Consider the following 26,553-nt stretch of genomic DNA (forward strand, 5'->3'; position numbering starts at 1 on the left):
TTTGCCTGAATCTAGCGCCGTTTGCGCTCGCGTTCCACCTCGGCGCGCGCAACCAGCGAAATATCCTGTGCACGAATCCAGTCGGGTGACCCTTCGGGCAGGCCCTGCATCGCGAGGTCGGCGTTACGCAGCGCGAGCATCGCCTGTCCACCCTCGAGGCTGTAGCGTTCGGCCGAGGCGAGCGCGGCGCGCGCCTGATCGCCCTTGTTCGCATAGACGATGCCGAGCTGGTACCAGGCGAAGGGATTCTGATTGTCGAGCGCGACCGCGGTCTTGAGCACCTCCTCGGCCTCGGCGAAATTGCCGGGCTCTTCGGTGGCGATCAGCGCATGGCCGAGCGTCGCCGAGATCAGCGGCTGCGACCGCGAGCCTGCGACTGCCTTGCGCAGCGGCGGGATCGCGTCCTTCGGCCGCCCCGATTCGAGCAGCACCTGCCCCTCGAGTTCCAGGAAATAGGGGTCGTTCGGATCGGCCTTGAGCAGCCCTTCGACCTCTGTGAGCGCCTTTTGGGGATAGGCGCTCTTGTGCCAGGCATAAGCGCGGGCGTAGCGTGCCGGAACGCTGGTGTTGCTTTCGGGAAATTTGCGCAGCGTCCGCTCTGGCTCAGCGATATAGCCTTCGAGCTTGGCCTTCACGCGCTGGAAACGCGCCTCGATCGCGGGGTCGGCGGGTTTTTCCCAGGCGGGATCGATCATATAGACTTCGCGCAGCGCCTGAATGCGGTCGCCCGACAGCGGGTGGGTGCGGCCATAGGCCTGATCGTCGTCCTGCTTCACCGCATAGCGGAACTCGATATTCTGGAGACGCTTGAAGAAGGCAAGGCTGCCGCGTCCGCTGATCCCGGCCTTCGACAGATATTGCGCGCCGGCGGCGTCGGCGGTCGATTCTTGGACGCGCGTAAAGGCGAGGAACTTGCCCAGCGCGGCCTGCTGACCCGCCATCATGGCGGCCATGCCTGCTTCGCCCGCGCCGGCCGCGATCGCCGCGGCGCCGAGCAGCAGGCTGAGCAGCGAGATGTTCGTCGCCGCCTTGGCGCCATCGTTCACCCGGATCGCGTGACCGCCCATCACATGGCCCAGTTCGTGCGCGAGCACGCCCTGCACCTCTTCGGCGCTGCCTGCGGCCTCGATCAGGCCCGAGAAGACATAGATATCCTGGCTGCCCGCGACGAAGGCGTTGATGCTGCGTTCGCCGAGCAGGTGGACGCGGACCTGCCCCGGCTGCAGTCCCGCGGCGACGAGCAGCGGGTCCATCATGTCCTGGAGCAGCGCCTCGGTCTCGGCATCGCGCAGGATCGACTGCGCCGCCACCGGGCGCACCGCGACCGCAACGAGCAGGATCGCCGTCACCAGCAGCCGGACGAGCGCGCGCCAGGGGTCGGCGCGCAGGAGATGCTGCGGTGCAGAGAAACTCATGGGGTGCGTCCTTGCGCCGGGCGCCTGAACCTCGACTGAAGCCATAAAAGCCTTGTGGAGTTCAGCGCGCCCGGACGCAAGGGCGATCGCGGCGACGCGATGGTTGCCGCAGATCAGTTACCGCCAATTAGTTTCCGAACGTGCGCTGCCACCAGCCCCGGCGCGGTTCGCCGTCGGGGGCTTCCTTGCCCTCGGCGACGACCGTCTCGCCGGCCTCGGCCACGTCGGACGTGGTCGCGGCTTCCCCGGCAGCGGCTGCTGCTGCGGCCTTTGCCTTGCGCGGCGTGCGCTTCTTCGGCGCGGGCTTGGCGGGTTCGGCTTCGGCCTCGACGACCGGCTCGGCTTCCATCGGAGTCTCGGCGCCCGCTGCAGCGGCGGCAGCTTCCTCGGCAGCAATCTGCGCCTTGGTGCGGCGCGGCTTGCGCTTCGGCTTTTCCTCGGCGGCGTGCGCTTCTTCGGCGGCCGGCTCGGGAGCAGCTTCGACGACGGAAGCTTCGGCTTCCGCCTCGACAGCCTCGTCCTTCGCCTTGCGGCCGCGTCCGCCACGGCGCCGGCGGGGCTTAGTTTCCGCTTCCGTCTCGGCTTCGACCGCTTCGGCGGGCGCTTCCTCAGCTACGGCCTCGTCGTCGCCAGCTTCGGTTTCGGGCTCGTCGTCGTTCGCGGCTTCGCCTTCGATCTCATTGCCTTCCTCGTCGCGGCGACCGCGGCGGCCGCGGCGGCGGCGGCGGCGGCGCTTGCGTCCGTCGCCTTCGCCTTCGCCTTCCTCGCCGTCACGCTCGCGCTGGCGTTCGCGCGGGCGCTCGGTTTCTTCTTCCTCGGCCTCGGCCTCTTCTTCCTCTTCGAAGAATTCCTCGTCCTCTTCTTCCTCGATCTCGACGATCGGGGCGAAGCTGCGGCGCTGGGTCGGCGGCGGGCCGCCGACCTCGATCGCCATGCGCGCGCCCTCGGTCTCGCCGTCGGGCAGGATTTCAACGCTGACGCCGTAGAGCTCCTCTATCTCGCGCAGTTCGCGGCGCTTTTCGTTGAGCAGGTAGAAGGTCGCTTCCTGGCTCGCGCGCAGGATGATCTTGCTGCCCTTGCCGCGCGCGGCTTCCTCTTCGATCATGCGCAGCGCGCTGAGGCCCGCCGACGAGGCGGTACGGACCAGGCCGGTGCCTTCGCAATGCGGGCAGGGGCGCGTCGAGGCTTCGAGCACGCCGGTGCGCAGCCGTTGGCGGCTCATCTCCATCAGGCCGAAGCCCGAGATGCGACCGATCTGGATGCGCGCGCGGTCGTTCTTTAGCGCGTCCTTCATCGCGCGCTCGACCTTGCGGACGTTCGAGCCATGATCCATGTCGATGAAGTCGATCACGATCAGCCCCGCCATGTCGCGCAGGCGGAGCTGGCGCGCGATCTCGGCCGCGGCCTCGAGGTTGGTGCTGAGCGCCGTCTGCTCGATATTATGCTCGCGCGTCGAGCGGCCCGAGTTGATGTCGATCGACACCAGAGCCTCGGTCGGATTGATCACGAGATAGCCGCCCGATTTCAGCTGGACGACCGGGTTGAGCATGCCCGCCAGCTGGTCCTCGACGCCGTAGCGCTGGTAGAGCGAGACCGGGTCGGCATATTGCTTCACGCGCCGTGCATGGCTCGGCATCAGCAATTTCATGAATTGTTTAGCCGCCTTATAGCCCTCGTCGCCCTCGACGAGCACTTCCTCGATATCCTTGTGATAGATGTCGCGGATCGCGCGCTTGACGAGGTCGCTGTCCGAATGGATCAGCGCCGGGGCGCTCGATCCCAAGGTGTTCTCGCGGATTTCGTCCCAGACGCGCGCGAGGTAGTCGAAGTCGCGCTTGATCTCGACCTTGGTGCGGCTCATCCCCGCGGTGCGCACGATGCAGCCCATCGTCGGCGGCAGGTTGAGCTCGTCGATCATCGCTTTGAGCTTGCGGCGATCGGCGCCGTTCGAAATCTTGCGGCTGATCCCGCCGCCGTGCATCGTGTTCGGCATCAGCACGCAATAGCGGCCGGCGAGCGACAGATAGGTCGTCAGCGCAGCGCCCTTGTTGCCGCGTTCTTCCTTGACGACCTGCACCAGCATCACCTGGCGGCGGCGGATGACGTCCTGAATCTTGTAGCGGCGACGCAGCGACATGCGGCTTTCGCCGTCCTCGTCCTCGTCCCGGCGGCGGCCGCGCCCGCGGCCACCCTTGCGGTTGTCGCGTCCGCGCCCACGGCCCTTGCGGTCGCCGCGGCCGTCCCTCGCTTCGCCATTGCCTTCTCCGGCGTCGCCATTCTCTTCGGCTTCGCCATGGTCTTCGTCGCCATGGTCGTCATCGCCATTTTCATCGTCGCTATGGTCGTCATCGCCGACGGTCTCGGGATGCGGCGCATCGCCATTCTCGTCCTCGTCATGCCGCTCGACGTCGGCAACATCGCCTTCCAGCTCGTCGAGATCTTCCTCGGCGCGCTGTGCCGCGGCGGCGGCGTGCTCGGCCTCTTCGCGGAGCAGCGCTTCGCGATCTTCCTTCGGGATTTGGTAATAGTCGGGATGGATTTCGCTGAACGCCAGGAAGCCGTGCCGATTGCCGCCATATTCGACGAATGCCGCCTGCAAGGACGGTTCGACACGGGTAACCTTGGCCAGATAGATATTGCCCTTGAGCTGCTTGTGCTCGGCGGACTCGAAATCAAACTCCTCGATGCGGTTTCCCTTGGTGACGGCGACACGGGTTTCTTCCCGATGCCGCGCGTCGATCAACATGCGCGTGGTCATTATTATCACTCCAGGCGCGCCGAGGCGCGCCAACAAAAAAGGCCGCCGCCCCCCGCGAAGGAGGACTGCGGTCGATAGGGTTCAAAAAAAAAAAGACGTTATTGCCTTGTGCGGCCCGCGTCCGACCTTGGACGCGCATGCGGTCTTCCGTCGCGGCAGCGGACGCAAAAGCGCCGGCGTCGCGATCGAAAGAGGGCATGGCAAGCCTCATGCGGCATCAACCTGTTACGGGATGCCCGGTCAGCGCGAATCGACCAGATGTCCGATCTTCTTTCGCTGCCCCGTGCATCCGGGGTGGGCCGACGGCAGGTTGCCATGCCTGTTTTGCCGGGCGCCGGGGGAGCGATGCCGTCCGATCCGGATGGGCGCAGTCCCCGCATAAGGCCCGGCGGGTCAGGAATGACACCGTCAGCGTGGGCGGTGCTAGCATCGGTGGTCGCCAACGGCAACCGCCCGCCCCAAAAAATGGTGTCGGGACAAGGCCTCGGCAGGGGAATGGGCCGCACGCGGGCGAATCGTGCTGAATTGCCGGTTAACCCTTCCGCTTCACCGCGATTTGACGGGGCATCCCTAATGATCGGTTCATCGTGATGACCCGCAGGTGGCCTTGGATGTTTTCGGATAAAGACTGGACCAGCCGCCGTCGCTCGCGGCATAAACGTGCCATGCTTCTCCTCCCGCTCTTCCTCTCGACGCTGTTCGCGACGCCCGCGGTGGTCGCGGGAAATATCGGCGCGATCGAGATCGGCGAGGGCGAGGTGACAGTGCGTTTCGACGACTTCGTTACGGGCGCCTCGACGCTGCTGCTTGCGGGTCCCGACCGTATCGCGCTCGACATTTCGGGGGCCGAGGCGGGGCATTCGCCGCAGGGCGCGGGGCTGGTGCGCGCCGTGCGCCAGGGCCAGCAGGGGCCCGGCACCGCACGCGTCGTGCTGGACCTCGACCGCCCGGCGCTGGTGTCGAACGCGCGCTTCGCCGCCGACGGGCGCAGCCTGACCTTCAAGCTCGACCCGGTGTCGGCCGAGGAATTCCAGCGCGCTTCGCGTGGCCCCCGGCTCGAGCTGCAGCCGCCGGCGCAGTTCCGCGCCAAGCGGCCCGAAAAACGCTATTCGGTGACCGTGCCGATCGGCAAGCCCAAGCCCGCGGTCGCGCTGCCCCGGATCGAGGGGCCGGACAACCCGCGCCTGCCGCTTGTCGTCATCGACGCCGGCCATGGCGGGCACGATCCGGGCGCGATCAGCCCGCACAGCGGCAAGCGCGAAAAGGACATCACGCTGGCGCTGGCGCGCGCGATCCGCAACGACCTGATCGCGTCGGGGCGCGTCCGCGTCGCGCTGACGCGCGGCGACGACCGTTATCTGGTGCTCGAGGAGCGCTATGGCATCGCGCGGCGGTTGAAGGCCGACCTGTTCATCTCGGTCCACGCCGACGCCGCGGAGAACCAGCAGGCGAGCGGCGCGTCGATCTATACCTTGTCCGAGGTCGCTTCCGACCGCGAGGCCGCGCGGCTCGCGGCGCGCGAGAATAAGGCCAACATCATCAACGGCGTCGACCTCGGCGCGCACAGCAGCGACGTGTCGTCGATCCTGCTCGACCTGACGCAGCGCGAGACGATGAACGTCGCCTCGGACTTCGCGCGGCTGCTCCAGCGCGAGGCGGCGGACGACGTCAAATTCCGCACCACCGCGCATCGCTTCGCGTCCTTCGTGGTGTTGAAGGCGCCCGACACGCCGTCGGTGTTGTTCGAAACGGGCTTTATCTCGAACGAGACCGACGCCGATTTCCTCGCCTCGGCCGACGGCCAGAAGAAGGTCGCGCGCGGCGTGCGCCAGGCGGTGCAGATCCACTTCGCGCGGCAGATTGCCTCGAACTAACCCTTGACCATCCACGCCCGCGCCGACAGCTTCGCGCGGGTCGAAGGGAGAGCGGGATGGGTTGGAGCAATTGGTCGGGCAGCGTCGCCGCGCCCGTCGCCGTCACCCGCCCCGCGAGCGAGGACGAACTCGCCAGCCTCGTGCGCAACGCAACGAAAGTGCGCGGGACCGGCGCCGGCCACAGCTTCATGCCGCTCTGCGAATCGAGCGAACTCATCCTCAGTCTCGAAAACCTCCCCGGCGAGATCAGTATCGCCCCCGACCGCCAAACCGCGCGCATCCCCGCGGGATGGAGCATCAAGCGGCTCACCGCAGCACTGTGGGACAAGAGGCTGGCGCTCGCCAATCAGGGCGACGTCAACCCGCAGTCGCTCGCCGGCGCGATGGCGACGGGGACGCACGGCACCGGGGTCGATCTCGGCAGCCTCGCGACGATGGCGCGCGGCTTCCGCCTGATCGGCGCCGACGGCGAGGCGCGCTGGTGCGACGCCGGAACCGAACCCGACCTCTATCAGGCGCAGCGGCTGTCGCTCGGGATGTTCGGCATCGCGACCGAGATCGAGGTTGCGGTCATCCCCGCATTCCATCTTTCGGAGCGCATCGAGAAGCGCCGCTGGGACGAGATCCGCGAAAGCTATGACGAGCTCGCGCAGCAGCATCGCCATATCGAATTCTGGTTCTTCCCCCATGCCGATCAGGTGATCCTGAAGACGCTCGATCTGTGCGACCCATGCGATCCGCCGCCCAGCACCACCGACATGGAGGAGACCGCGTTCCGTCGCGTGCTCGATGTGGCGGCGCGGCTGCCCTTCCTAACCCCCATCCTCCAGCGCGGGATGATGAAAACCGCTATGAACGGTCGCCGACGCGGACCGGCGCATGCGATCTTTCCCTCGGATCGCACGATCCGTTTCGAGGAAATGGAATATGAAATGCCGCGCGCCGCGGGGCTCGACACGCTGGCGGAAGTGGTCGGCTGGATCCGCAAGAAGCGCCTGCCCGTCACCTTCCCCTTCGAATATCGCACCGTCGCCGCCGACGATATCTGGATGAGCCCTATGAATGCAGGCCCTGTCGCGGCGATCTCGATGCACCAATATGCGAAGATGCCGTGGCAGACCGTCTTCGCCGACGCCGAAGCAATTTTCCGCGCCAACGGCGGCCGCCCGCATTGGGCCAAGCGTCACACGCTGGCGCGCCCCGACGTCGATACGCTCTACCCGATGGCCGAACGCTATCGCGCCGTCCGCCGCGCTGCCGACCCGGCTGGCAAATTCCTCAACCCGCATCTGGAAGCCCTTTTTTCATGACCGACGATCTGACGCTCCACGCCCATCTGGTCGGCCGGCAGGGAAGCCGCGCCGACCTCAACACGCCGGTGCTGGTGCTCGACGTCGCTGCGCTGGATCGCAATATCGCGACGATGGCGGGGCTCGCGGCGTCGCACGGCATCGGCCTGCGCCCGCACGCCAAGACGCACAAGAGCGTCGACATCGCCAAGCGCCAGCTCGCGGCGGGCGCCGCGGGCGTCTGCTGCGCCAAGATCGGCGAGGCCGAAGTACTCGCCAAGGGCGGCGTGACCGGCATCCTCATCACCTCGCCCGTCGCCGCGCCGCGCGCGATCGAACGGCTCGCCGCGCTGGCAGGCAGCGCCGAGGGGCTGATGGCGGTGGTCGACCATCCCGCGGTCGCGGCGCGGATCGACGCGGCGCTCGACACCAGGCTCGACGTGATCATCGACATCGACCCCGGCATTGCGCGCACGGGCGTCGCCTCGCCCGAGGCGGCGGTCGCGCTCGCCGAAGCGATCGCGGGCCTACCGAACCTCAACTATCGCGGCGTGCAATTCTACTGCGGCCGGCAGCAGCATATCGAAGGCTATGCCGACCGCCGCGCGGCGATCGAGGAGCGCACCGCCTATCTCCAGACCGTAATCGCCGCGCTGGCCGCCGCGGGCCATCCGCCCGAGATCGTCACCGGATCGGGCACCGGCACGCACCGCATCGACCTCGATCTCGGCGTCTTTACCGAGCTCCAGGCGGGCAGCTACGTCTTCATGGACAAGCAATATCTCGACTGCGACCTGACCGGCGACGGCGCTGTGCCGTTCGAAACCTCGCTCGGCGTCGATGCGCGCGTCGTCAGCGCCAACCACAGCGGCCTCGTCACCATCGACGCCGGTTACAAGTCGCTATCGACCGACGGCGGGGTCGCGGTCGTGCGGCGCGGGGCGCCCGAAAGCGCCGCCTTCGTCTTCATGGGCGACGAGCATGCCGCGCTGATTTCGCCCGGCATCGGCGAAGCGCTCCCCCCCCGCGACCCGGTGACGCTCACCGTGCCGCACTGCGACCCAACGGTGAACCTCTACGACCATTATCATGTCGTCGAGGGCGAGACGCTGGTCGCGATCTGGCCGGTGAGCGCGCGAGGGCGGGCGCGCTGACGCGCCCCACCGCAACCATACTTCCCTTTCGCGGGCGCACGCTTTAGAGGCGGGAGCCTATGGCCGCCGAGACCACGTCCCACTTCCGCTATCGTCTGCGCCGCGACAGCAATGCCGTCGCGAGCTGGTTTCGTTCGATGTGGACGCGCCGCTGGTTTCGCTGGCTCGGCTATCTCGCGCTCACCGGCCTGCTCGGCCTGTTCCTGATCTGGCTGATCTTCGCGCGCGACCTGCCCTCGGTCGAGCAACTCCGCGACTACGAGCCGCCGCTGCCGACGATGGTTCGCGATGCCGAGGGCAAGCCGGTGCACAGCTATGCGCGCGAGCGCCGCGTCCAGCTCGAATATAGCGAATATCCGCAGCTCCTGGTGCGCAGCTTCCTCGCCGCCGAAGACAAGACCTTCTTCAGCCATGGCGGCATCGACTATCCGGGCATCGCGTCGGCGATCGTCACCAACCTCAGCAGCAGCGGCCGCCCCGTCGGCGCCTCGACGATCACCCAGCAGGTCGCCAAGAATCTTCTGCTCACCAACGAGCTCAGCTATCGCCGCAAGGTGCGCGAGGCGATCCTTGCGATGCGCATCGAGGATGCGCTGACCAAGGAACAGATCCTCGAGCTCTATCTCAACGAAATCCCGCTCGGTCGCCGCAGCTTCGGCGTCCAGGCTGCGAGCCGCGCCTATTTCGACAAGGACGTCGACCAGCTCCAGCTCCACGAAATGGCGTTCCTTGCGATTCTGCCCAAGGCGCCCGAGAAATATGGCCGCGCGCGCAACGAGGCCGAAGCGGTCGCGCGGCGCAATTTCGTGCTCGGGTCGATGGAGCAGAACGGCTGGATCACTCCCGCGCAGCGCGACGCCGCGCGCGCGATGCCGCTCGGCCTCACCAGCAGCGGCAATACCGCGGTCGCGCAGGTCGGCGGCTATTATATGGAGGAGGTGCGGCGCCAGCTGATCGCCCAATTCGGCGAGACCGCCGAGGATGGCCCGCACAGCGCCTATGCCGGCGGCCTCTGGGTGCGCACGCCTTATGACGGCAAGATGCAGGCGGCGGCGACCAGCGCGCTGCGCAAGGGTCTGCTCCGCTATGACGCGGGCAAGGGCTGGTCGGGGCCGATCGCGACGATCGAGGCCGACGACCAGTGGCAGAGCCGCCTCGCCTCCAGCTTCATCGGTATCGATTACGACGGCTGGCGCATCGCCGCGGTGCTGTCGAAAAATACCGGCGAGGCGCGCATCGGCTTCGCCAATGGCGACACCGGTCGCCTGCCCGCGAGCGCCGCGACGCAGGGCTATCGCAAGACCGGCGGCAGCGCCTTCTCGGCGATGCGCCCGGGCGACCTGATCGCGGTCAAGGCGACGGGCGGCGGCAGCTATGCCCTTCGCAACATTCCCGAGGTGTCTGGCGGCTTCATCGCCGAGAGCCCGCATTCGGGGCGCATCTTCGCGATGCAGGGCGGCTTCGACGTCCGCCTCTCGCCCTTCAACCGCGCGACGCAGGCCGAGCGCCAGCCGGGGTCGACGATCAAGCCCTTCGTCTATGCCGCCGCGCTCGACAATGGCATGACGCCCGCGACGATGATCGTCGACGGCAGCTTCTGCGTCTATCAGGGCGCGCGGTTCGGCAACAAATGTTTCCGCAACTTCGGCGGCGCGGGGGGCAGCGGCGAGCATACGATGCGCTGGGGCCTCGAACAGTCGCGCAACCTGATGACGGTGCGCGCGGCGAGCCAGGTCGGCATGGAACCGGTGGTCGACACGATCCGCACCATGGGTATCGGCGAGCACGAACCCTATCTCTCGACCGCGCTCGGCGCGGGTTCGACGACGGTCGAGAAGATCACCAATGCTTATGCGATGCTCGCCAACCACGGCCGCGAGCTCAAGCCGCGCGTCATTGACTATGTCCAGGACCGCCGTGGCAAGGTGATCTTTCCGGTCAATTGGAAACCCTGTGTCGGCTGCAACAAGAAGGATTGGGACGGACGCCCGATGCCGCGCTTCGCCAAGTCGGGCAAGCAGCTGATGGACCCGCTCACCGCCTATCAGGTCGTCCATATGCTCGAGGGCGTCGTCCAACGCGGCACCGCGGTGCGCCTGCGCGACCTCGGCGTACCGATCTTCGGCAAGACGGGGACGACCTCGGGCCCGAACGACGTGTGGTTCGTCGGCGGCACGCCCGACGTGGTCGCGGGCATGTATATCGGTTTCGACCAGCCGCGCTCGATGGGCGGCTATGCGCAGGGCGGCAGCCTCGCGGCGCCGATCTTCAAGGATTTCGCACTCGTCGGGCTCGACGACCGCCAGCCGATCCCCTTCGCGGCGCCCAAGGGCATCCGCATGGTGCGCATCGACCGCCAGTCGGGGCGCCGGGTCTATGGCAGCTGGCCGGGCACCGACCCCAAGGCGTCGATCATCTGGGAGGCGTTCAAGCCCGAAAGCGAACCCCGCCGGACGATCCGCGAGGCCGAGATCAAGCCCGCCAAGGCCGCGACGCGCCAGGATGCGCCGGTGCAGCAGGGCAATGGCCGCCGCAGCGACAGCGACTTCCTGGAGGATCGCGGCGGCATCATCTGACGTCTCGCGAGCTTCTTCCCCTTGAGCCGGACACGCTCTAAGGGCGGTTCGACATTTTTTCAGGAGCAACGACATGCGCGCCGAAGCGCAGGATCATATCGACAAGATCGGCGCCGCGCTGGCGCTGCTGCGGCGTTTCCTCGACTGGGACCGTGCGCTGCGGCGGCTCGACGAGCTCAATGCCAAGGTCGAAGACCCGACCCTGTGGAACGACGCCAAGGCCGCGCAGGAGGTGATGCGCGAACGCCGCCGCCTCGACGAGGCGATCGCCGCGACGCGCGCGATCGAGACCGAATGCGCCGACACCGCCGAGCTGATCGAGCTTGCCGAGATGGAAGGCGACGAGGCGATGGTCGACGAGGCCGTCGCGGGCCTCGCAGCGCTCGCCGCGCGCGCCGAAGAGGACAAGATCAAGGCGCTACTGGCCGGCGAGGCCGACGCCAACGATGCCTATATCGAGGTCCATGCCGGCGCGGGCGGCACCGAGAGCCAGGACTGGGCCGAGATGCTCCAGCGCATGTACAGCCGCTGGGCCGAAAAGCGCGGCTTCAAGGTCGAGCTGGTCGAATATCAGGCGGGCGAGCAGGCGGGCATCAAGTCGGCGACGATGCTGGTCAAGGGCGAGAATGCCTATGGCTATGCGAAGACCGAGAGCGGCGTCCACCGCCTCGTCCGCATCTCGCCCTACGACAGCTCGGCGCGCCGCCACACCAGCTTTTCGAGCGTCTGGGTCTATCCGGTGATCGACGACAATATCGACATCGAGATCAACGAGGGCGACCTCAAGATCGACACCTATCGCGCCTCGGGCGCGGGCGGCCAGCACGTCAACACCACCGATTCTGCGGTGCGCATCACGCATATCCCGACGGGTATCGTCGTCGCGTCGCAGAACGACCGCTCGCAGCACAAGAATCGCGCGACCGCGATGGGGATGCTGAAGGCGCGGCTGTACGAGGCCGAGCTGCAGAAGCGCGAGGCCGCGGCGTCGGGTGAATATCAGGCGAAGACCGAGATCGGCTGGGGCCACCAGATCCGCTCTTACGTGCTCCAGCCCTATCAGCTGGTAAAGGATCTGCGCACCGGCGTGACCTCGACCGCACCCGGCGATGTGCTCGACGGCGCGCTCGACCCGTTCATGGCGGCGGCGCTGTCGCAGAAGGTCACCGGCGAAAAGGTCGACGTCGAGGATATCGACTGATGCTGCGCGGCGCCGTCCTCGCCGCGCTCGCGGCCTTGCCGCTGCTCGGCGGGTGCGACGCGGCGCCGTGGGACCAGGACGGCGACCGCGCCACCACCGCGCGCGATTTTCCGCCCGCCGACCGCCCCGTCGCGCCGACGGTGTCGACCAAATGGTCGACCGAAGAAGCGCGCGACCGGGTGAACGAGGCCGAGGATGTAATGGACTCGGCCGACGTCCGTCCGGGCATGACCGTCGCCGACATCGGCGCGGGCGACGGCTATTATACCGTGCGTCTGGCGCAGCGCGTCGGCGCGAACGGACGCGTGCTCGCGCAGGACATCATGCCCGAGGTGATCGAGCGCCTCGCCGACCGCGTCGCGCGCGAGCGGCTCGACAATGTCTCGATCAAGCTCGGCGCGGTCGACGACCCGCGGCTGCCAGCCGCCAGCTTCGACCGCGTGTTCATGGTCCATATGTATCACGAGATCGGCGAGCCATACGCCTTCCTCTGGCGGCTGCGCCCGGCGCTGCGCGAGGGCGGGCAGATCCTCGTCGTCGACGGTGACCGCCCGATCGCCGACCATGGCACGCCCTTCCGCCTGCTCGTCTGCGAGTTCGAGGCGGTGGGGTATAAATTGCTGTCCTACGACGACAAGCAGCACGCGGGCGGCTATCTCGCGCGCTTCGTCCCCGACGGGAAGCGGCCCAGGCCCGAGGATATCAAGGTTTGCGCGAATCCGTGACCATTTGATCCTCCCCATCGCGAAGCGTTGGGGAGGGGGACCGCCGCCGCAGGCGGTGGTGGAGGGGTCTGGCCTTGCGCCGACGTCTGACGGCGTCGAACCCCTCCGTCAGCGCTTCGCGCTGCCACCTCCCCATCGCTGCGCGTGGGGAGGATCGATATTTCAGTAGACGACCATCCGGTCCCCCGGCCCGATATCGGCCATGAAGCTCACCAGTCCCGCCGCCTTCACATGCGGCACCAGCTCGGTCGCTGCGACGCCGACCAGCGCCATGCCCGACTGGCAGACGAACAGCCCAACCTCCATCGCGATCGCTTCCTCGACCATCCAGGCAAGCTCGGGCTGCCCCGCCGCGCGCCGCGCCGCGTCGCCGGCAAAGCTCACCGGATCACGGAGCAATGCCGCCGCCTCGCCCTGCAGGAAGACGCGCGCCGGGCGTCCGAGCGCCGCCGATGCCATCGCGGCTTCGAGCGCCGCATAGAGCCGCCGGCCCTCGGCGACCGCGACGATGATGTTCAGGCTCGACATGCCGGGCACCCCGGGTCCTTCGCGACGCCGACCTCGCGCCAGCGCCGCTCGAGCATATCGACGATGGCGAGCCGCCCGGCAAGCGGCGATCCCCAGCCGGTGAGCGCGCGCACCGCCTCGAGCGCCGCCATCGTCCCGACCATGCCAGCGAGCGCCCCCATCACCCCGGTCTCGGCGCAATTGATCCCCTCGCGGTCGGGATCGGCACCGACGAGACACTGGTAGCAGGGCGCGCCCTCGCGCCAGCCCTCGTAGAGCGCGACCTGCCCCTCGAACGCCCCGATCGCGGCCGAGAGCAGCGGGATCTGGCGCGCCACCGCGGCGCGGTTGACCGCGAGCCTTGTGTCGAAATTATCGCAGCCGTCGAGGATCAGGCTCGCGCCCGTTAGCAGGGTTTCGGCATTGCTGCTGTCCAGCCGCTGGACCACCGCAACCGCCTCGACATGCGGATTGATCCGCCGCACGGCATCGGCCGCGACTTCGGCTTTGGACGCGCCGATGTCGGCGTCGGTAAACAAAGGCTGGCGCTGCAAATTGGATAGCTCGACATGGTCATGGTCGACGATCGTGAGCCGGCCGATGCCGGCGGCGGCCAGATAGGTGATCGCCGGACATCCGATCCCGCCCGCGCCGATCACGGCGACATGGCTAGCCTTCAGCTTCGCCTGCCCCGCGCCGCCGAACTGCGGCAGGATGATCTGGCGAGCGTAGCGGTCGAGTTCGGGGTCGGAGAGCAATTACTCGCCCGGCCGCCGCAGCTTGATCTCCGAGAGCGATCCGACATTGTCGGGGATGCTGTCGTCGACCGGCTCTTCCTCGCCTTCGCTGCTTTCGCTCGCGCTCGCGACACCGGTCGAGCCGAAACCGCCGGCGCCGCGCGCGGTCTCGTCGAGCGTCTCCACTTCGGCAAAGCTCGCGCGCTGTACCGGCGCCGGGACCAGCTGCGCGATGCGGTCGCCGCGCTTGATCTCGAAATTATCGTCGCCGAGATTGGCGAGGATCACCTTCACCTCGCCGCGATAGTCGCTGTCGATCGTCCCCGGCGTGTTGAGGCAGGTGATGCCATGCTTGAGCGCGAGCCCCGAGCGCGGGCGCACCTGCACCTCATAGCCCGCGGGGATCGCCATCGCGAAACCCGTCGCGACCGCGTGACGCGTGCCGGGACGGATCGTCAGCGATTCCGCCGCGACGACGTCCATCCCCGCGGCACCGTCACTGGCATAGGCGGGCAGGGGCAGGCCGCCGCCATTGGGCAGCCGCTGGATCCGGATTTCAATCGGACTCAAGTGGGACACGCGCATCGAGCTCATCGGCGATCTTTTCCATCAATTTGCGGGCGACGGCCTGTTTGGGCAGCCGATCCCAGCTGTCTACGCCGCTTTTGCTAACGATATGCACCCGATTCGTCTCGCCCCCCATCGGGTCGGCGGCGACGTCGTTGGCGACGATCCAGTCGCAGCCCTTGCGGTCGAGCTTGGCCTCTGCATGCGCGAGCACGTCGTTGGTCTCGGCGGCGAAGCCGATCAGCAGCGCCGGGCGCTGCGGGCTCTTCGCGACGCCGGCGAGGATATCGGGGTTTTCGGCGAGCTCGAGCGGGGGAACCTGCCCGCTGCCGTCCTTCTTGATCTTCTGCGCCGATGTGTCGGCGGCGCGCCAGTCGGCGACCGCGGCGACCATGATCGCGGCGTCGACGGGCAGGCCTTGTTCGACCTCGGCCGCCATCTGGCGCGCGGTTTCGACATCGACGCGGATCACGCCGGGCGGGGTCGGCAGCGGCACGGGGCCGGCGATCAGCAGTACCTCGGCGCCCGCTTCGGCGGCGGCGGCGGCGATGGCAAAGCCCTGCTTCCCGCTCGACCGGTTGGCGATATAGCGCACCGGGTCGATCGGCTCGTGCGTCGGCCCCGCGGTGATCAGGATGCGGCGCCCGTGCAGCGGGCGGTGGTTGGCGGGGGCGAAATCGGGCTGGCCGACGAGCAGCGAGGGCGCGGGCGCGTTGGCCAGGGCTTTCTCGATCGCGGCAAAGATCGCGGCCGGTTCGGGCAGCCGCCCCGGCCCATATTCGCCGCACGCCATCTCGCCCTCGTCGGGCGCCATCACCGTCACGCCGTCGCCGCGCAGTGTGGCGACATTGCGCTGCGTCGCGGCGTGCAGCCACATCCGCACATTCATCGCGGGTGCTGCGAGCACCGGCTTGTCGGTTGCGAGCAGCAGCGTGGTCGCCAGATCGTCGGCGATGCCGTTCGCCATCTTCGCCAGCAGATCGGCGGTCGCAGGCGCGACGACGACCAGATCGGCCTCGCGGCTGAGCTGGATATGCCCCATCTCGACCTCGTCCTTGAGGTCGAACAGGCTGGTATAGACCTTGTTCTCCGAGAGCGCCGCGAGCGTCAGCGGCGTCACGAACTGCTCGCCCGAACGCGTGATGACGCAGCGCACGACATAGCCCGCCTTGCGGAGCAGCCGGACGAGCTCGATGCTCTTGTACGCGGCGATGCCGCCGCCGATGATGAGCAGGATGCGTTTCGCCGCCATTATCAGACTCCCGTCACTAGCATGTCGACCGCATTCAATATTTCATAGCGGCGGTCGGCGAGCGACGCGACATGGCTGCCGAGTTCCTTGCTGTCGACCGCCGACGCCAATTGCGTCGCCATGATATGCCGTTCGCCGTCGATTTCGAATATCGGATGAAGGCGGGTCAGCTTCTGCGCCGTTTGCGCCGGAACCAGCGGGACGACAAATCGGGTGTCGAAATGATCGAGCAGGTCGCTTTGGCAATCGAGCAGCAGCTCCTCGCCGCTGCGGCTGGCATAGACGTCGAATTGCGCCATCAGAAACGCCGGTATTTGGCGAGCGGGAGGCCGTGCTTGCGCGTATAATCGTTCCAGCTCTCGGTGGCGGCGCGATTCTTTTCCTTCCAGACCGCCTCGCGGGCCTTTTTTACCTCGGCGGCGAGACCGGTCTGGCACGCTTCGCTGACATTGATGCCGAGCTGCTTTGCCTCTTCGACCAACTCGGCGTTTAGCGAAACATTGGTCGCCTTCTTCGGCCCTTCGAATCGCGCGAGACGGTTCATCGCCATTCTCCTTGCGCATAAGATATGCGCATCCTGTGCGACGATCAAGCTGCGGCTGGCGGCGCGAAGCACCCGGCGCGGCCGAGCTTCCGGTGCAACCGCCAGCCGGCGAAGGCACCCGATGCGCCGGTCCAGACCAAGGCGGCCGTTGGCGCCAGAGGGCCTTCGACGATATCGAAGCGCGGCAAGCCGCTGACGAAGAACAGCCAGCCATAACAGAGACCGATCGCCAGCCCGATCACGCTCCACAACCTTGGTCCTGCCAAGCGACGGTCGCGCTTCGCGCCGACCAGAAGCACCGCACCCGAAATCGTGGCGGTGGGCCACAAGACGAACAGCGCCACGAGCAGGGCGAACGGCAATATCATCGCGAACAGGACCCAAAGGAAGAAGAAATTCTGCGCGATGCTGTCAAGGGTGTCGGGGTAAAGCGCCAATTCGCCCGCCGATACGATGATCATCAGTAGCGCAAGGCCGACAACGCCCGTCTCGATCGCGGTCATCAGCGCGCTGCCGGCTAGCTGCGCGGCGATCGACCGATGCACAAGGGTCAGGAGACGAACCACATCATCCCTGCCACGCCGGCAGCGGCACCCACCAGCGCCGTCAGCGTATAACGCCACCAGATGCGCTTTTCGCCCTTTTCCCACATCAGCGGAATTTCGGGCAGCGGCGGCGCGGGCGGGGCAGCGCCCTTTTTCGGGAGCTGTTCGTCGAGGCGGCGGATGATGTCGGGGATCAGTGCCAGCGTCTTGCCCTGCTGGCGCAGGCCGTCGGCGAGCGCGGCCTCGGGGCCCAGCTCGTCGCGGATCCATTCCTGCACGAACGGCCCCGATACGTCCCACATGTTGATCCTCGGGTTGAGCATCGTCGCCACTCCCTCGACCATCACCATCGTCTTTTGCAGCAGCAGCAGGTGCGGCTGGGTCTGCATGTCGAAATCGCGCGTGATCGCGAACAGCCCGTCGAGCATCTGCCCCACGCTGAGCTCGCTCACCGGCTTGCCGCGCATCGGCTCGCCGACCGCGCGAAGCGCCGTCGCGAATTCCTCGACATTATGATAATCGGGCACGTACTGCGCCTCGAAATGGATTTCGGCGACGCGGCGGTAATTGCCCGTGGTCAGGCCATAGAGGATCTCGGCGAGCCAGTAGCGCGCCTGGCGGTTGATCCGCCCCATGATGCCGAAGTCCACCGCGGCGATCGTGCCGTCGGCCTTCACGAACAAATTGCCCTGGTGCATATCGGCGTGGAAGAAGCCCTCGGCGATCGCCTGACGCAGGAAGGCGTTGACGAGGTTCGCCGACAAGGCCTCCATGTCGTGCCCTGCCGCGATCAGCTTGTCGCGGTGCGAGATCTTGATGCCGTCGATCCAACTCATCGTCATCACGCGGCTCGCGGTGCGGTCCCAGTCGATCACCGGGACCTCATAGGTCGGCACGCCGGTCATCGCGTCGGCGAGTTCGGACGCCGACGCCGCCTCGCGCCTGAGGTCGAGTTCGCGGAGCGTCCAGCGGCGGAAGTTCGCGATCACTTCGCGCGGACGCAGCCGCGTCGCCTCGCCGCCGAGCGCTTCGAGGTGCGCGGCCGCCCATTCATAGGTGTCGATGTCGCGCGCGAACTGCTTGTCGATGCCGGGGCGGCGCACCTTCACCGCGACCTGCCGACCCTCGGTGGTCACCGCGCGGTGGACCTGTGCGATCGAGGCCGATCCGACGGGGATGGGATCGAATTCGCTGTAGAGGCTTTCGAGCGGCGCTTCGAAAGTGAACTCGATTTCCTGGCGGATGCGCTCGAACGGCACCGGCGCCAGCGCGTCCTGCAAGGTCAGCAGGTTGCGCGCAGCTTCCTCGCCGACGAGATCGGGGCGCGTCGCGAGCGTCTGGCCGAGCTTGACCGCCGCAGGGCCGATCGCCTGGAAGGCCGCGGCATAGTCGGGCACCGTCGGCTGCGAGGTGCCGAAGCGCGCGATGCGGCACAGCCGCTTGACGCCGATCGGGGTCTGCGGCGCCGTCTCGATTCCGCGCAGCGCCCCGTGGCGCGCGAGGATACGGCCCCATTTCAACAGGCGGGCAATATGGACGATCGGACGGGTCAAGCTTTCCACCCGCTGTGGATCGCGACGAGCCCGCCCATGATCGGCTCGACCTTCACCGCGGTGAAGCCCGCCGCGCCGATCATCTTCGCGAATTCGGGCATCGGCGGAAAGCGGCGGATCGATTCGATCAGATAGCGGTAGCTGTCCTCGTCGTCGGCGATCAGCTTGCCGAGCTTGGGGACGAGGTGGTGCGAATAGGCGTCATAGGCCTGCGCGAAACCCGGCCATTCGTTGGTCGAGAATTCGAGGCAGAAGAAGCGCCCGCCATAGCGCAGCACGCGGTGCGCTTCCCCCAGCGCCGCGAGGATGTCGGTGACGTTGCGGATGCCGAAAGCGATCGTATAGGCATCGAAGAACTGGTCGGGAAAGCTCAGCTTCTCGGCATTCTGCTCGGACCAGACGAGCGTGTCTATGCCGCGCTCGGCGGCGCGCTCGACCCCGACGCCGAGCATGTCGGGGTTGATGTCGGCCACGGTGATGCTCGCGCCCGACTTCTCCATGCGGAAGGCGATGTCGCCGGTGCCGCCCGCCATGTCGAGGATCGCCTCGCCCGCGCGCGGTTTCACGCGGCGCACGAAGCGGTCTTTCCAGAGGCGATGCAGGCCGCCCGACATCGCGTCGTTCATGATGTCGTACTTGCGCGCGACGCGGCTGAACACCTCGCCGACCATCGCGGTCTTCTCCCCCGCGGGAACCTGCTCATAGCCGAAGCTGACGGTGTCGGGACTGGCCATGATGGTTACGCCTTTGCGGGGAGAAACGAAGTCGCACCGGCCTTTAGCGGGGCCTTGCCGCCCGCGCAAATGGCGCGTAGCCCAGCAGGGGTCAGAACCTGCGGCTGGAACGGCTGAGGTTTGAGGCCAATTTGTTCAGTGCGAGGAAGAGCGGCGCAGGCATATGAGGATATTCCAAGGCGCTCTGACGCGGCAATGGACAAATTGGGTCAAATCCCGAAGGGACGGCAAAATGGCTTCCATCTCGGGCCAAATCTCCCTTGAACATAGACCCACTATGTCCGGCGGGAGATTTGGCCCGATATGTTCGCCATTTTGCCGCCTCAGCCGTTCCAGCCGCAGGTTCTGACCCCATATATGCCCGAACTTCCCGAAGTCGAAACCACCGTCCGCGGCCTCGCCCCCTTTCTCAAGGGGCAAAGGCTGACCTCGGTCACCACCTTCCGTCCCGACCTGCGCCGCGCCTTCCCGGCCGATCTCGCGCAGCGGCTGACCGGCGCGACGGTCAGCAGCCTGTCGCGGCGCGCCAAATATGGCATCGTCTCGACCGACCGCGACGATCATATGATCTTCCACCTCGGCATGTCGGGGCGCTGGCGGACCGAGGGCGGCGATGCGGGCAAGCACGACCATCTGCTCATTGAAACCGGGGCGGGGCACCGCCTCTTCCTCCATGACCCGCGCCGCTTCGGCTCGGTCGATCTTGTCGCGGGCGATCCGCTGACCGCCTTTCCGGCCTTCGTGACGCTCGGTCCCGAGCCGCTATCGGACGCCTTCGATGCCCCCTATCTGGCCAAGGCTTTTGCGGGCCGCCGGTCGCCGATCAAGGCGATGCTGCTCGACCAGACCGTCGTCGCGGGGCTCGGCAACATCTATGTCTGCGAGGCGCTCAACATGGCGCACATCCACCCGGCGAAACCCGCCGCCGAGGTGTCGAGGGCCAGGCTCGCGCTGCTCGTTCCCGCGATCAAGGATGTGCTGGCCGCCGCGATCGCCGCGGGCGGATCGACCTTGCGCGACTTTCTCAGCCCCGAGGGCGACCTCGGCTATTTCGCCAAGGACTGGCGTGTCTATGGCCGCGAAGGCGAGGCGTGCGAATGCGGCGGCACGATCGCGCGCATCGTCCAGTCGGGCCGCTCGACCTTCTTCTGCCCCAAATGCCAGCGTTGATGCGGGATATTTCCCGCAAACCCATTGACCAAAGCGGCCTTGCTGGCTATGGGCGCACCCTTCGAGCAGGGTCCGGTGTTCCGGAACCGGCCGTATCCGGACATTGATTCGCTGCTTTGCGCGATTCGGCTGCTCCGGTGACGCTGTGCTCCGACCGACTTTGACCGTTTGAAAACCGAGGAATTTATGGCCAATACGCCCCAGGCAAAAAAGCGCATCCGCCGCAACACCGCGCGCACCGTCGTGAACAAGAATCGCGTCTCGCGCATTCGCACTTTGGTCAAGAAGGTCGAGAATGCCGTCGCCGCCGGTGACAAGGATGCCGCCGCCGCCGCGCTGAAGGCTGCGCAGCCCGAAATGGCCCGCGGCGTCGCCAAGGGCGTGCTCCACAAGAACACCGTTGCGCGCAAATATTCGCGCCTGACCAAGAGCGTCAACGCGATCGCGTGATTGCCGCCCGATTCGGCTTTGGCCGATCGCGCATCAAAAGGACCCGCCGGCGCATCGCCCGCGGGTCCTTTTTTGTACCCATTTCGGGACAGAGTGATCGGCGGCTTTGTTACGGGACCATGGCAATAGTGTTGCATCGCGGTAAGTGGCGGATTTATCGCGATTCGTTTTTCATGACTCCTATTGTAACAATTAAACTATTGATTTAATTGAGGAAAACATCGACTTCGCGCGATTCCGGGGTCCCCGGGGAGTCAAGATTTTTATTTCAATATTTTTACATCCCGCGCTCTTGATCGACTCGCTCGCCCCTGCCTAGACAGGGGTGTCATCGGCCTTCGCCGCTGGCCGCCACATCACATGATTCGCCGTCCTTCGCTGCTTGCGCGGAACGGGAAACTGCGTCCTGCGACCGGGACGCGGGCAAGGTGCTGTGCGGCCGGGGCGATGCCGGGGGGCATCCGATGACCGAGCAAGGTGGGGGGGACAGGCGTGATTTCAGGCGGGGAGAGCTATGGCCGGCGTGGCGGAGAAACGGCGATGAGCGGCGACGCCGCGACGCTGTGGCCGCGCGTGGCCGAAGGGCTCCGCCGCGACCTCGGCGCGCGCACCTTCGACCATTGGCTGAAGCCCGTGCGCTTCGCCGACTATTGCAGCCTGTCGGGCGTCGTGACGCTCGAGGCGACCAGCCGCTTCTCGGCGAACTGGATCAACGAACGCTTCGGTGACCGGCTCGAACTCGCCTGGCGCCAGCTGCTCCCCGCGGTGCGCAGCGTCAGCGTGCGCGGCGCCAGCGCGGGCGCCGAGCGCGCCGCGATCCTCGCGCAGCCGCCGCTGCCGGCTTTCGAGACGCCGCCGCCGCCCGCCGCGAACCCCGCGCTGCTCGGCTTCGACCCGCGCCTGTCGTTCGACCGCTTCGTGGTCGCGCGGTCGAACATCCTCGCCGCCAATGCCGCGCGCCGCATGGCGATGGTCGAGGCGCCGCAGTTCAACCCGCTCTACCTCTGTTCGGGCACCGGCCAGGGCAAGACGCACCTGCTCCAGGCGATCGCGCAGGATCATGCCGCGGCGCACCCGACCGCCACTATCATCCTGATGTCGGCCGAGAAGTTCATGCTCGAATTCGTCGGCGCGATGCGCGGCGGCGACATGATGGCGTTCAAGGCGCGGCTGCGCGCCGCCGACCTGCTGCTGCTCGACGATCTGCAGTTCGTGATCGGCAAGAATTCGACGCAGGAGGAACTGCTCCACACGATCGACGACCTGATGACCGCGGGCAAGCGGCTGGTCGTCACCGCCGACCGCCCGCCGGCGATGCTCGACGGGGTCGAGGCGCGGCTGCTGTCGCGGCTGTCGGGCGGGCTCGTCGCCGACATCGAGGCGCCCGAGGATGACCTGCGCGAACGCATCATCCGCCAGCGGCTCGCCGCGATGCCGATGGTCGAGGTGCCGGACGATGTCGTCGCCTATCTGGTCAAACATTTCACCCGCAACATCCGCGAGCTTGAAGGCGCGCTCAACAAATTGCTCGCTTATGCGGCGCTCACCGGCGCGCGCCTCGACCTCGCGCTCGCCGAGGACCGGCTGGCGGAAAATGTCCGCAGCGCGCGCCCGCGGATCACGATCGACGAGATTCAGCGCGCGGTCTGCGCGCATTACAAGCTCGACAAGAGCGAGATGGCGTCGAAGCGCCGCGTCCGCGCGATCGCGCGCCCGCGTCAGGTCGCGATGTATCTCGCCAAGGAACTGACCCCGCGTTCGTACCCCGAGATCGGGCGCCGCTTCGGCGGGCGCGACCATTCGACGGTGATCCACGCGGTGCGCACGGTCGAGGCGCTGCGCGTCAGCGACAGCGAACTCGACGCCGAAATCGCCGCGATCCGGCGCAGCCTCAATAGCTGATCCACAGGTTTCTGCCGGGGTTATCCCCGGACTTGTCCACCGGTTCGTCCACAACAAAAGGGCCCGCCGTCCTTTCGGAAGGCGGGCCCTTTTGTCTGGCCAATGGCGGCGCGATCAGCTCTTTTCGGGCGGCGCCACGGTGATGCGCACCTTTTCGCCCGAATTGCCGGGGAAGCCGGTGAACATCGCCTCGACCAGGTTCGGGACGATCGCCTGCAAATTGTTGTCGCGCGACTGCGCCTCGGCGCGGCCCTCGAACAGGCGATAGCCGTCCGACGCGCGGCTGATCTGGAGGTCGAGGCCGCTGGTGTAGACGGTGTAGCTCTCGACGTCGTTATAGCCGAAGCCCGGGCCGAAGCCGCCCCACAGGAAGGGGTCGCGATAGCCATAGACGAAGCGGCGGCCGCCGCGGCCGGTGACGATCACCGGGCGATAGAAGCCGCGGCCGTAATAGCCGCCGTACCAGGGGTCGCCGAAGCCGGAGGTGCTGCGCACGCGCTCGCGGCCCTTGTCGATGTCATAGCCCATACGCACGACCATGTCGGGGCGCTCGCCGGGCGCCGCGGGGCGATAGCCGAAGCGCGTCAGCTCGCCCGACACCAGATTGGCATATTGGCCGAACTCGATCCCACCCGCGAGCCGGGGATCGCCCGCCTCGACGGTGAAGCTCTGCCCCTGCGGGGCGGGCAGCTGGGTCTGGAAGCGCGCGACATCGGCGCGGAAGGGGGTGGCACAGCCGGCAATCGCCAGCGTCGCGGCGGTCAGCGCGGCGAGGCTCAGCCGGCGGAAAGTCAGGGTCTTCATCATCGTCTTCGCTCCGTGAGTCGGCGCGCCATGCACGCCGCTCTTTATAGCATGACTACGCCGATGCGACTTAACCTTGGTTGAACTCGCCTTGCCGCAACCGGTTGCACCACACGATATGGGGTGGCGGCGGGCGGAAGACAAGATTTTCGCTGCTGCGCCAGACGGTTCGCTGTTTGCGCTTAGCGGCAGAGCCCCAGCGCGGCATAGGCCGCGTCGAGCGTCGGCTGCGCGAGGGTGCGGGCGCGCTCGGCGCCCTTTTCCAGCGCGGCGTCGATCGCCGCGGTGTCGGCCTTCAGCGCATTCAGCCGCTCGGCGATCGGCGCCAGCGTCTCGACCAGCAATTCGCCGAGCGCGGGCTTGAACGCGCCGAACCCCTGTCCGGCGAAGCGCGCGAGTACGTGGTCGACGCTTTCGTCGGCCATCGCGGCATAGATGGCGACGAGATTCTTCGCCTCGGGCCTCCCCTCGAGCCCTGCCGCTTCCGACGGCAGCGGCTCCGGATCGGTCTTGGCTTTGCGAATTTTCGCCATGATCGTGTCGCGGTCATCGACCAGGTTGATCCGGCTTGCGTCGCTCGGGTCCGACTTCGACATCTTCGCGCTGCCGTCGCGCAGGCTCATGATCCGCGCCGCGGCGGGGGGGATCGTCGGCTCGGGCAGGGTGAAGGTGTCGGTCCCGGTGTCGAGGTTGAACTTGGCCGCGATGTCGCGCGCCAGCTCCAGATGCTGTTTCTGGTCGTCGCCGACGGGGACGTGCGTGGTCTGGTAGAGCAGCACGTCAGCCGCCTGGAGTACCGGATAGGCGTAGAGCCCGACGCTCGCGCCCTCGCGGTTCTTGCCCGACTTTTCCTTGAACTGCGTCATGCGGTTCAGCCAGCCGATCCGCGCGGTGCAGAAGAGCAGCCAGGCGAGCTCGGCATGCGCGGGCACGCGCGCCTGGTTGAAGAGAATCGCCTTCTCGGGATCGATCCCCGCGGCGATCAGCGCCGCCGCCATCTCGCGCGTGTTCGCGGTCAGCTCGGCGGGGTCGTTGTAGACGGTAATCGCGTGCAGATCGGCGAGGAAATAGAGCTTCTCGCCCGGCATCTCGTCCTGCATGCGCACCCAGTTGCGGATCGCGCCCAGATAATTGCCGAGGTGCAAATTTCCGGTGGGCTGGATGCCCGACAGCGTCCGCATGATCTACTCCTGTGCCGGCGCGGGTTTGGCGCGCCGCCGCGTGAGCATGGCGACGAGTTCCTTGTCAAGCGCGCCGACGAGGAAGGCGGTGGTCAGGAAGGCCACGCCGCCCGCGGCGCACAGCGCCGACAGCGACCAGATGCGCTCGAACACCCCGCCGCCATAATAAGGCGCGAGCCGTGGCATCATCCACCACAGCAGCGCGCCCATCACCGCGACCGCGACCAACTGGCGCAGGATCCGCCCGCCGAGCTTCATCGTGAAATGGAACCAGCCGCGGCGGTGCAAGATGATATAGAGCAGCAGGCAGTTGAGCGAGGCCGACACCGCGGTCGCCCCCGCCAGCCCGACGATGCCGTAACGCTCGACGACATAGAGGTTGATGCCGATGTTGACGATCAGCGAGGCTAGCGCGGTCCATACCGGGGTCTTCGTATCCTCGCGCGCGAAAAAGCCGGGGTTCAGGATTTTCACGATGACATAGGCGGGCAGGCCCGCGACGAGCGCGACGACGATATGCGCCATCAGCGCGCCGTCCTCGGGGGTGAACTTGCCGCCGACGAAGAAGGCGGCGGTGAAGGCGGGGGCGCAGATCGCGAGCGCGACCGCGGCGGGCAGGGTGAGCAAAGTCGCGATCTCGAACGCATTGGCTTGCAGCCGCTGGGCCTCGGCGCCGTCGCCGCTGTGGATGTGGCGCGCCAGCATCGGCAGGATCGCGGTGCCGAGCGCGATGCCGACGATACCGAGCGGCAGCTGGTTCAGCCGGTCGGCGAGCTTGAGCAGGGTCAGCGATCCCTGCGGCAGGCTGGTCGCGAAGAAGGTGTCGACGAACTGGCTGATCTGATAGATGCCGGCGCCGAAGGTCGCGGGCAGGATCAGCATGCCGAGCTTCTTGACCTCGGGCGTGAGCTTGGGCAGCCGGATGTGCAGCTTCAACCCCGCGCGCCGCACCGACCACCAGAGGTAAAAGAGCTGCAGCACCCCCGCGAGCGACACCGAGATCGCGAGCGCGATCGCGACGATGCGGTCGTCGCCGCCCGGCCCGCGCATCTCGGCGCCGATCAAGATACCCGCGATCAGCACGATATTGAGCAGCACCGGCGCCGCGGCCCCCGGCGCAAAGCGCGAGCGCGCGTTGAGCAGCCCCGACAGCATCGCGACGAGGCTTATCAGCCCCAGATAGGGAAAGGTGATGCGGCTCAGGAAGACCGCGAGCTCGAACTTGCCCGGCACCGTTTGATATTCGCGCGCCAGCACCCACACGATGCCGGGCATCGCGATCATCGCGACCGCGGAAAAGACCAACAGGACCCAGAGGAAGACGCCGAGCACGTCGTCGGCGAATTTCGCCGCCGCTGCCTCGCCCTCTTCCCCGTGCAGCGCGCGGCTGTACATCGGCACGAAGGCCACCGAAAAGGCGCCCTCGGCGAACAGCCGGCGAAAGGTGTTGGGCAGGGTGAAGGCGAGCTGGAAGGCGTCGGCCGCCAGCCCCGCCCCGAGCACGCGCGCGAGCAGCATGTCGCGCGCGAAACCGAAGACGCGGCTGACCATCGTCAGCCCGCCGATCGTCCCGACGCTCTTGATCAGGCTGCTCACCCCGTCAGCCCGCCCCGCC

The 26,553-nt window shown here is 67.1% G+C and carries 23 protein-coding genes; 9 read left to right on the plus strand and 14 right to left on the minus strand.

Annotation, left to right across the window (positions count from 1 at the left end):
- Window positions 1–11 precede the first annotated feature (11 nt).
- The gene (locus BWQ93_RS17310; protein WP_077031579.1) at window positions 12–1,415 is read right to left on the minus strand and encodes a M48 family metalloprotease; all 1,404 of its coding nucleotides are present in this window, start codon (window positions 1,413–1,415) and stop codon (window positions 12–14) included.
- A gap of 127 nt (window positions 1,416–1,542) precedes the next feature.
- Window positions 1,543–4,173, minus strand: a complete 2,631-nt coding sequence (locus BWQ93_RS17315) for an Rne/Rng family ribonuclease (protein ID WP_198040414.1) — start codon at window positions 4,171–4,173, stop codon at window positions 1,543–1,545.
- A 665-nt stretch (window positions 4,174–4,838) separates the two neighbouring features.
- Between BWQ93_RS17315 and BWQ93_RS17320 the strand changes: the two genes are divergently transcribed.
- The 6 genes from BWQ93_RS17320 to BWQ93_RS17345 all read left to right on the plus strand — a co-directional run bounded on the left by BWQ93_RS17320 (window position 4,839) and on the right by BWQ93_RS17345 (window position 12,992).
- On the plus strand, window positions 4,839–6,047 hold the full coding sequence (locus tag BWQ93_RS17320) for an N-acetylmuramoyl-L-alanine amidase (RefSeq protein WP_232314651.1): 1,209 nt from the start codon (window positions 4,839–4,841) through the stop codon (window positions 6,045–6,047).
- Between the two features lie 56 nt (window positions 6,048–6,103).
- Window positions 6,104–7,357 carry a D-arabinono-1,4-lactone oxidase gene (locus BWQ93_RS17325; RefSeq protein ID WP_077031581.1) on the plus strand — a complete coding sequence of 418 codons (1,254 nt, stop codon included), beginning with the start codon at window positions 6,104–6,106 and terminating at the stop codon, window positions 7,355–7,357.
- On the plus strand, window positions 7,354–8,490 hold the full coding sequence (locus BWQ93_RS17330) for a DSD1 family PLP-dependent enzyme (RefSeq protein ID WP_077031582.1): 1,137 nt from the start codon (window positions 7,354–7,356) through the stop codon (window positions 8,488–8,490). Before BWQ93_RS17325 ends, BWQ93_RS17330 begins: the two co-directional genes overlap by 4 nt.
- 59 nt (window positions 8,491–8,549) lie before the next feature.
- Window positions 8,550–11,066: a penicillin-binding protein 1A gene (locus BWQ93_RS17335; protein ID WP_077031583.1), complete on the plus strand. Its 2,517-nt coding sequence runs from the start codon at window positions 8,550–8,552 to the stop codon at window positions 11,064–11,066.
- Between the two features lie 73 nt (window positions 11,067–11,139).
- Window positions 11,140–12,267 (plus strand): peptide chain release factor 2, encoded by a 1,128-nt coding sequence (gene prfB / locus BWQ93_RS17340; RefSeq protein WP_077031584.1) that lies wholly within the window; start codon window positions 11,140–11,142, stop codon window positions 12,265–12,267.
- Window positions 12,267–12,992, plus strand: coding sequence for a class I SAM-dependent methyltransferase (locus tag BWQ93_RS17345; RefSeq protein ID WP_077031585.1), 726 nt, complete (start codon window positions 12,267–12,269; stop codon window positions 12,990–12,992). The genes prfB and BWQ93_RS17345 overlap by 1 nt, the downstream gene beginning before the upstream one ends.
- Window positions 12,993–13,154: 162 nt before the next feature.
- Here BWQ93_RS17345 and BWQ93_RS17350 read toward each other — a convergent pair whose 3' ends face one another.
- The 9 genes from BWQ93_RS17350 to BWQ93_RS17390 are packed head-to-tail and all read right to left on the minus strand — an operon-like array spanning window position 13,155 to window position 19,431.
- On the minus strand, window positions 13,155–13,520 hold the full coding sequence (locus tag BWQ93_RS17350; protein WP_077031586.1) for a DsrE family protein: 366 nt from the start codon (window positions 13,518–13,520) through the stop codon (window positions 13,155–13,157).
- Window positions 13,508–14,257: a HesA/MoeB/ThiF family protein gene (locus tag BWQ93_RS17355; protein WP_077031587.1), complete on the minus strand. Its 750-nt coding sequence runs from the start codon at window positions 14,255–14,257 to the stop codon at window positions 13,508–13,510. Before BWQ93_RS17355 ends, BWQ93_RS17350 begins: the two co-directional genes overlap by 13 nt.
- Window positions 14,258–14,821: a dUTP diphosphatase gene (gene dut / locus BWQ93_RS17360; RefSeq protein ID WP_156878372.1), complete on the minus strand. Its 564-nt coding sequence runs from the start codon at window positions 14,819–14,821 to the stop codon at window positions 14,258–14,260. It lies immediately after the preceding gene.
- Window positions 14,793–16,055: a bifunctional phosphopantothenoylcysteine decarboxylase/phosphopantothenate--cysteine ligase CoaBC gene (gene coaBC, locus BWQ93_RS17365; RefSeq protein ID WP_077031589.1), complete on the minus strand. Its 1,263-nt coding sequence runs from the start codon at window positions 16,053–16,055 to the stop codon at window positions 14,793–14,795. Before coaBC ends, dut begins: the two co-directional genes overlap by 29 nt.
- A gap of 2 nt (window positions 16,056–16,057) precedes the next feature.
- On the minus strand, window positions 16,058–16,354 hold the full coding sequence (locus tag BWQ93_RS17370) for a CcdB family protein (protein ID WP_077031590.1): 297 nt from the start codon (window positions 16,352–16,354) through the stop codon (window positions 16,058–16,060).
- On the minus strand, window positions 16,354–16,599 hold the full coding sequence (locus tag BWQ93_RS17375; RefSeq protein ID WP_077032503.1) for a type II toxin-antitoxin system CcdA family antitoxin: 246 nt from the start codon (window positions 16,597–16,599) through the stop codon (window positions 16,354–16,356). The genes BWQ93_RS17370 and BWQ93_RS17375 overlap by 1 nt, the downstream gene beginning before the upstream one ends.
- Before the next feature lie 44 nt (window positions 16,600–16,643).
- A complete protein-coding gene (locus BWQ93_RS17380; protein ID WP_156878279.1) occupies window positions 16,644–17,102 on the minus strand; it encodes a hypothetical protein in 459 nt (152 codons plus the stop codon).
- 47 nt (window positions 17,103–17,149) lie between these two features.
- Complete coding sequence (gene ubiB / locus BWQ93_RS17385; RefSeq protein ID WP_077032504.1) at window positions 17,150–18,697, minus strand: 2-polyprenylphenol 6-hydroxylase; 1,548 nt, start codon at window positions 18,695–18,697, stop codon at window positions 17,150–17,152.
- Window positions 18,694–19,431 (minus strand): class I SAM-dependent methyltransferase, encoded by a 738-nt coding sequence (locus BWQ93_RS17390; protein WP_077031592.1) that lies wholly within the window; start codon window positions 19,429–19,431, stop codon window positions 18,694–18,696. The genes ubiB and BWQ93_RS17390 overlap by 4 nt, the downstream gene beginning before the upstream one ends.
- A 357-nt stretch (window positions 19,432–19,788) precedes the next feature.
- Between BWQ93_RS17390 and mutM the strand changes: the two genes are divergently transcribed.
- The 3 genes from mutM to dnaA all read left to right on the plus strand — a co-directional run bounded on the left by mutM (window position 19,789) and on the right by dnaA (window position 22,953).
- Window positions 19,789–20,601 carry a bifunctional DNA-formamidopyrimidine glycosylase/DNA-(apurinic or apyrimidinic site) lyase gene (gene mutM / locus BWQ93_RS17395; protein ID WP_077032505.1) on the plus strand — a complete coding sequence of 271 codons (813 nt, stop codon included), beginning with the start codon at window positions 19,789–19,791 and terminating at the stop codon, window positions 20,599–20,601.
- 186 nt (window positions 20,602–20,787) lie between these two features.
- Entirely contained in the window at window positions 20,788–21,051 is a 264-nt protein-coding gene (gene rpsT / locus BWQ93_RS17400) for a 30S ribosomal protein S20 (RefSeq protein ID WP_054590504.1), read from the plus strand.
- Window positions 21,052–21,591: 540 nt separating this feature from the next.
- On the plus strand, window positions 21,592–22,953 hold the full coding sequence (gene dnaA / locus BWQ93_RS17405) for a chromosomal replication initiator protein DnaA (protein WP_077031593.1): 1,362 nt from the start codon (window positions 21,592–21,594) through the stop codon (window positions 22,951–22,953).
- A 114-nt stretch (window positions 22,954–23,067) separates the two neighbouring features.
- On the opposite strand, the gene BWQ93_RS17410 is transcribed toward dnaA, so the two are convergent.
- From BWQ93_RS17410 to murJ, 3 genes are all read right to left on the minus strand, one after another.
- Window positions 23,068–23,757, minus strand: a complete 690-nt coding sequence (locus tag BWQ93_RS17410; RefSeq protein ID WP_077031594.1) for a DUF4136 domain-containing protein — start codon at window positions 23,755–23,757, stop codon at window positions 23,068–23,070.
- Between the two features lie 182 nt (window positions 23,758–23,939).
- Complete coding sequence (gene trpS, locus BWQ93_RS17415; protein ID WP_077031595.1) at window positions 23,940–24,938, minus strand: tryptophan--tRNA ligase; 999 nt, start codon at window positions 24,936–24,938, stop codon at window positions 23,940–23,942.
- A 3-nt stretch (window positions 24,939–24,941) separates the two neighbouring features.
- Window positions 24,942–26,534, minus strand: coding sequence for a murein biosynthesis integral membrane protein MurJ (gene murJ, locus BWQ93_RS17420; protein WP_077031596.1), 1,593 nt, complete (start codon window positions 26,532–26,534; stop codon window positions 24,942–24,944).
- Window positions 26,535–26,553 lie beyond the last annotated feature (19 nt).

The sequence above is a fragment of the Sphingopyxis sp. QXT-31 genome (genome assembly GCF_001984035.1).
GTDB lineage: Bacteria > Pseudomonadota > Alphaproteobacteria > Sphingomonadales > Sphingomonadaceae > Sphingopyxis.

Excerpts from the sequence above, each read along its gene's own strand:
- BWQ93_RS17335 (WP_077031583.1), top strand. The coding sequence starts at position 8,550 with ATGGCCGCCGAGACCACGTCCCACTTCCGCTATCGTCTGCGCCGCGAC.
- BWQ93_RS17345 (WP_077031585.1), top strand. The coding sequence starts at position 12,267 with ATGCTGCGCGGCGCCGTCCTCGCCGCGCTCGCGGCCTTGCCGCTGCTC.
- BWQ93_RS17315 (WP_198040414.1), bottom strand. The coding sequence starts at position 4,173 with ATGACCACGCGCATGTTGATCGACGCGCGGCATCGGGAAGAAACCCGT.
- rpsT (WP_054590504.1), top strand. The coding sequence starts at position 20,788 with ATGGCCAATACGCCCCAGGCAAAAAAGCGCATCCGCCGCAACACCGCG.
- BWQ93_RS17330 (WP_077031582.1), top strand. The coding sequence starts at position 7,354 with ATGACCGACGATCTGACGCTCCACGCCCATCTGGTCGGCCGGCAGGGA.
- BWQ93_RS17410 (WP_077031594.1), bottom strand. The coding sequence starts at position 23,757 with ATGAAGACCCTGACTTTCCGCCGGCTGAGCCTCGCCGCGCTGACCGCC.
- BWQ93_RS17350 (WP_077031586.1), bottom strand. The coding sequence starts at position 13,520 with ATGTCGAGCCTGAACATCATCGTCGCGGTCGCCGAGGGCCGGCGGCTC.
- BWQ93_RS17325 (WP_077031581.1), top strand. The coding sequence starts at position 6,104 with ATGGGTTGGAGCAATTGGTCGGGCAGCGTCGCCGCGCCCGTCGCCGTC.
- BWQ93_RS17380 (WP_156878279.1), bottom strand. The coding sequence starts at position 17,102 with ATGACCGCGATCGAGACGGGCGTTGTCGGCCTTGCGCTACTGATGATC.
- BWQ93_RS17375 (WP_077032503.1), bottom strand. The coding sequence starts at position 16,599 with ATGAACCGTCTCGCGCGATTCGAAGGGCCGAAGAAGGCGACCAATGTT.
- BWQ93_RS17370 (WP_077031590.1), bottom strand. The coding sequence starts at position 16,354 with ATGGCGCAATTCGACGTCTATGCCAGCCGCAGCGGCGAGGAGCTGCTG.
- dut (WP_156878372.1), bottom strand. The coding sequence starts at position 14,821 with ATGCGCGTGTCCCACTTGAGTCCGATTGAAATCCGGATCCAGCGGCTG.
- BWQ93_RS17320 (WP_232314651.1), top strand. The coding sequence starts at position 4,839 with ATGCTTCTCCTCCCGCTCTTCCTCTCGACGCTGTTCGCGACGCCCGCG.
- BWQ93_RS17390 (WP_077031592.1), bottom strand. The coding sequence starts at position 19,431 with ATGGCCAGTCCCGACACCGTCAGCTTCGGCTATGAGCAGGTTCCCGCG.
- prfB (WP_077031584.1), top strand. The coding sequence starts at position 11,140 with ATGCGCGCCGAAGCGCAGGATCATATCGACAAGATCGGCGCCGCGCTG.
- BWQ93_RS17310 (WP_077031579.1), bottom strand. The coding sequence starts at position 1,415 with ATGAGTTTCTCTGCACCGCAGCATCTCCTGCGCGCCGACCCCTGGCGC.
- mutM (WP_077032505.1), top strand. The coding sequence starts at position 19,789 with ATGCCCGAACTTCCCGAAGTCGAAACCACCGTCCGCGGCCTCGCCCCC.
- dnaA (WP_077031593.1), top strand. The coding sequence starts at position 21,592 with ATGAGCGGCGACGCCGCGACGCTGTGGCCGCGCGTGGCCGAAGGGCTC.
- trpS (WP_077031595.1), bottom strand. The coding sequence starts at position 24,938 with ATGCGGACGCTGTCGGGCATCCAGCCCACCGGAAATTTGCACCTCGGC.
- coaBC (WP_077031589.1), bottom strand. The coding sequence starts at position 16,055 with ATGGCGGCGAAACGCATCCTGCTCATCATCGGCGGCGGCATCGCCGCG.